The organism is Chthonomonas sp. (genome assembly GCF_035294165.1).
Lineage (GTDB): Bacteria > Armatimonadota > Chthonomonadetes > Chthonomonadales > Chthonomonadaceae > Chthonomonas.
On the sequence record NZ_DATGLN010000203.1, the window covers coordinates 1 to 4,931 of the forward strand.

At 54.6% G+C, this 4,931-nt stretch carries 4 protein-coding genes and 1 pseudogene; all 5 read right to left on the reverse strand.

What is annotated here, in order from left to right; translation table 11 throughout:
- Nucleotides 1–42 precede the first annotated feature (42 nt).
- On the reverse strand, nucleotides 43–993 hold the full coding sequence (locus VKV29_RS11070) for a glycosyltransferase family 2 protein (protein ID WP_324201366.1): 951 nt from the start codon (nucleotides 991–993) through the stop codon (nucleotides 43–45).
- Between the two features lie 16 nt (nucleotides 994–1,009).
- On the reverse strand, nucleotides 1,010–2,263 hold the full coding sequence (locus VKV29_RS11075) for an ABC transporter ATP-binding protein (RefSeq protein WP_324201367.1): 1,254 nt from the start codon (nucleotides 2,261–2,263) through the stop codon (nucleotides 1,010–1,012).
- Between the two features lie 558 nt (nucleotides 2,264–2,821).
- Complete coding sequence (locus VKV29_RS11080; protein WP_324201368.1) at nucleotides 2,822–3,904, reverse strand: hypothetical protein; 1,083 nt, start codon at nucleotides 3,902–3,904, stop codon at nucleotides 2,822–2,824.
- A gap of 100 nt (nucleotides 3,905–4,004) precedes the next feature.
- On the reverse strand, nucleotides 4,005–4,538 hold the full coding sequence (locus VKV29_RS11085; RefSeq protein ID WP_324201369.1) for a hypothetical protein: 534 nt from the start codon (nucleotides 4,536–4,538) through the stop codon (nucleotides 4,005–4,007).
- A gap of 26 nt (nucleotides 4,539–4,564) precedes the next feature.
- Nucleotides 4,565–4,931 (reverse strand): annotated as a pseudogene (locus VKV29_RS11090) (hypothetical protein); the annotation flags it as partial.

Consider the following 4,931-nt stretch of genomic DNA (forward strand, 5'->3'; position numbering starts at 1 on the left):
CGTTTAGCATTTTAAAAAGTTGAGTGGTCTCATTGCGAGCAACTACTTCGGTGGGAATATTAAGCCCTTTACATATCGCTTCACGGCCCCACCCCAAAAACGGGCGGTCAACCCCAACTGCCCTTTTTTCAAATGGCGCCAACCCGTATGCATCCCTTGATAGGGCAATAGCCGAGTCTCGCGAAATCGGATTGCCTGTTTTATCATCTCCTTCTGCTGTAGTGTCAGTCCATCCATTTGAGACCATTTGGCATATAACTTGTCCATCATTCGCATGTTATGCTCACGTCGCTCACTAACTGAGGACTGACTAGAATGAATTCGATAACGAAAGAGCGGCTTTGCTATCGCATGCACTTTGGCACGAAGTCCCATATGTAAAAAAACATCCGTATCTCCGTAATAGTCTAGTTCCTCATCGAAACCGGGTGTGGCCTCATAGATAGTCCGTCTTAACATGGCCATTGAAGAGATAATTGTAGCCAGAGCATAGAGAGAACAAAACGGTGTTTCAACTACGTTCTGTTGTAAAATACGTATCCCAAATCTCGTTGGAATATAACGAGGCACCCATCCATTTTGTGAGTTTGGTTCCCAATCCAAAAATTGCCCCTTTGCATCAATAAAACGCAAGCTACAGTGAACCATTCCCACTTCCGGGTGTGTATCAAGATAACAGGCCAGTGTCTCCAACATCTCTGGTTCCATAACATCATCGGCGTCAAAGAATATCAGATATTCACTTGTTGGAGAACTAGCTCGATAACCACTATTACGTGCACCGGTCATTCCTTTATTGGCCTGCTGCACCAGCTTTAAGCGCGGCTCCAGGGGCAGATAGCGCTTCACCACCTCCGCAGAGCCATCGCTGCTTCCATCGTCCACAATAATATGCTCCCAATCCTGCAGGGTCTGGGCGCGCACGCTCTCTATTGTCGCCCCTATAAACCGCTCCGCATTGTACATCGGGGTAATCACCGATACCTTGGGCATGGCTTTTCTGCCCCTCCTACGATACGGATAAGCTCTCTTCCATCGGCGTGACTACATGGCTCTTCCAGTCGAAATCGGCCAGCACCGTGCCGTATCTCAAAGCCTCCTCCGGCGCGGCCCCAATATAGGGGAGCTGAGGCGAAACGGAGAAAGAACAGGCGTCGGCGAAGTAGTCTATCACCTCATGCCCGCCCGGTGGATGAATCTGGATATCCACGCGGTATGTCCCCGGCTTGAACCAGGGCGACCGAATGTGCAGAGAACCCTCGATAGCATCCCCTTCCGGAAGCTGGTGCTTTACCCACATGTCGTCCAACAAACAGACGGAAGCGCCCAGCTCGTTATAGACCTGCGCACATAGGGCCGCATAGACGGGGTTCTCTTTTCTACGCTCAATGCGAAAATGGATGACCTTCTCCTCCTCCGGAGCAAACATCTCCTTCGCAGGACGTACCCAGACAAAACGGTACTCCCCAGAACCCGCCCGCGTGTTGGGGTCTACCTCCTCCTCACCCACAACACGATACTCCGCCAGGTAGTGCTCGATAGCCCCAGCAACTTCCCCATCGTAGATCACCTCCCCACGACGTAAACACACCGCACGACTGCATAAACGCGATACCGCCTGCATGTTGTGGCTTACAAACAACACCGTCCGACCCCCACTCGCTACATCCTTCATCTTCCCTAAACACTTCTGCTGAAACTCCGCATCCCCCACCGCCAACACCTCATCCACTATCATAATCTCCGTCCGTAAATGCGCCGCCACCGCAAACGCCAAACGTACATACATCCCACTCGAATAGCGCTTCACAGGCGTGTCCAAAAACTTCTCTACCCCAGCAAAATCCACTATCGCATCAAACTGACGACGTATCTCCCAACGGCTCATCCCCAATATCGCCCCGTTCAAATAGATGTTCTCCCGACCCGTCAACTCCCCATGAAAACCCGTCCCTACCTCCAACAAACTGCCCACACGACCGTATAAGTCCACTCGACCCCGTGTCGGCGTCGTGATGCGGCTTAATACCTTCAGCAACGTGGATTTGCCGGCCCCGTTCTTGCCGATAATGCCCACCACCTCCCCACGCTCCACACGGAGGTTCACATCCTTCAAAGCCCAAAAGGTCTCGGTAGAAGCCCCTAAATGACGCAGCTTGTGCACCAGAGCAGAAACCAGGGTCAGGTGGTTCTCCCGATTGTGGGCAATGCGATAGGCCTTGCTTAAACCCCGCACCTCTATGGCAACATCCGAAGATGACATTCCCAAACCGCTCCTTCTTTCTCGTAAACGCGCGTGACCCCTTACAGTGTCGGCCTCTGAGGTCAAAATCTAAACCCCTTTTTCTTCCCTAAAAAGCATTCTCATTATACTCGATGGGGTTGGGAAACGGTTTGGTTCGCAGAAAATACCTAGCTAAAACCTCATCCCCCACTAGAGCCAATTCGTCCAACCAGCCTACCTCGTTCGCCCCCTATTCGTCTTGGCAAATGAGAGGTAGGAGGTGGGGCCGGTGAGACTGCCAATCTCAGGGTTCTAGAGGTAGTTTGTAGAGCAAACTTGTCTTGTTCGCCCCCTATCCCGTCCTTTCCCCCGATTCGGGAGAAAGGGGGCGGTTGTGTTAAGTTCCCGAAAGGAAGCTTATCAAAGGAAACCGCAGGTAAGCTTGTTGGTCTCCCCTCTCCCAAACTGGGGGAGGGGCGGGGGGGGTGGGGGCTTGAAGAGCCGGCAAGATAAACAACTGTCATTTCGAGCCGAAGGCGAGAAATCTTGAGTTTCAATTCCCATCAGCTCTGCGGGGAAGAGCGACGGCCTTGAGGGTTAAATCGCCCGATAAAGCGTCCAGTTGCTGCCGTTAGGTAGGGCGATGTACACAGCAGAGGCCCCAGAGCCTACGTTGTCCATCTGATTCCCCGATGCAAACGTATTGCCCGTGCCAGGCAACAGCGACACCGTGCCTGCCGTCGCATTGTAAACCCAGAGTATCGGCTGAGCCGCCGATGGCGCCAACACCACCTGCCCCACCCCTGTTACCACCATCCACAAAATGCTGCCCTGGGCCACCACCTGAGTCGCACCACCCTGGGCTATTACTTCAATTATGTTCGCCGGGGCGCCAGAGCCTCCCGCACCGCTCGCCGCAATCGTTATCTGCTGGCCGCTCTGCGTCAGCGTCACCCCGCCGCCTGCCGCCAACACCACATCCCCGGTCACGCCCGCATTGCCGCTTGCCGCTAAACTGTGCACACCGGCGTGTTGGTGGTCTTCTCTGGCGTAGTTGGTACTCGTGCCTACTACGTTGCTGGCCCCAACCGGCTGCACCGTGCTGGCCGGCGTTCCTGCGCTCGGCGCATTTGCCCACGCCGGCACGCCGTTTACCACTTCCAACACCTGCCCGTTACTGCCAACCGGTAAACGCTGTGGTGTGCCACCCGTGCCGCCTACTATCAGGTCGCCCGCCGTCGTCATCGGGTTCGTCATGGCATTGGGCGCCGCTATCGTTATGGTCTGCCCGCTCTCGCTCAGCTGCACGTTGGCACCGGCGGCTAGGTTCACCGCGCCCTGCAAGGCCGGGTTCCCTACCGCAGCTAAACTCGTCACGGCACCCACCACCGTTATCGCGCTCTGCGGGTTCCCACCTCCTAAGGCCGAACCGGCCACCACCGCGGAGTGCGGGTTGCTGTTGCCGTAAAGCAGGTTCACTTGGCTGCCTACCGCTGGCGGCGTGGCAGGGCTAAATGCTATCCCCGTCAGGTACACAGGGTTGCCGTTCACGTCCGTTGCCCCTACGTCCACCGAACAGGTGTGCGCCAACACGTCCACATCTACCACCGTACCGCTCAGGTACCGGCGGTCGGCGCGTGCCCTATACCCTTGCTCCTCTAACAGCCGTAAGAACGACATGCGGTGCTCCTTTTGCTTTAATAGATGCATGTGCCGACTCCACGAGCCTCTGCGAGATAGAAAACGCGTCGGCAGGTACGCCGGTGACTAACTCTACCACCTAGCTAAAACGATACAACTGGCGACTAGCCATATCGGCAAGTTGGACTCGAAGCGTCTTAAATGCGCTTTTGGGCACCCCCGTCGGTCGCTCTAATCCCGAAACTCCAGCGTGCCCCTCCCCACCAGGAGGCATCGGCTCTAGCGGATCCCAAACAACTTCGAGCCGATGCTCAGGCAACTCCACACAACGGATTTGACGAACTGCCTCCACAGAGAGACGGCAATAACCTCCATAGACTTCACCTGTCGTATTTACAATCGCCAATGCTTGCTTCGGTGGTGTCAGCGTCTCTTCCCAGACCGAAAGCAACGGGGGATCTGTCTGCTTGTCTTTAGAGGAAAGAACAAAATCGAACTCTGTCGTCTCAACCTTTCCATCTTTCGAAATCCTAAGCAGGCGGATGACCCACGACGTTGCAGGAAGAGGCTCTCCACGAGGGGAAGGGCGTCGGCCTTGAGGGGGAGGGCGTCGGCCTTGAAGTCGTTGCTCTTCTTGCTGTCTTCTACCGCCCTGATCATGGGGCATCTCCATATCACATCCTTGCAAGCAGGAGCGCTTCAAACAAATCTTCGCAAATAGGTAAACAACTCTTCAGGCACGCAGGGGGAAGTCGTCGGCCTTGCAAGGTCGCTGCTCTCTCCTTCGATATCAACCATAGAAATCGGTTCTTCTGCCTCCCAGGTCTTTTTGTTCTCACGATCATAGTAAAAATATTCCACAACTCCATCTGGAAAAACCTCTATCTCCAGATGATCACGACCGTTATCCCATGTCAACATAACCTGCCTTCGAGGCCCTGTCGAGGCATCCGGCACAGGAACTCTGAGGCGTTGCGCCACTTTAAGCCATATCTGAAAAGCAATCCTAATCGTTTTCTCCTCAACCTCTCCTGCTTTCCAACACCCTGAGAGATAGTTTCTCAAG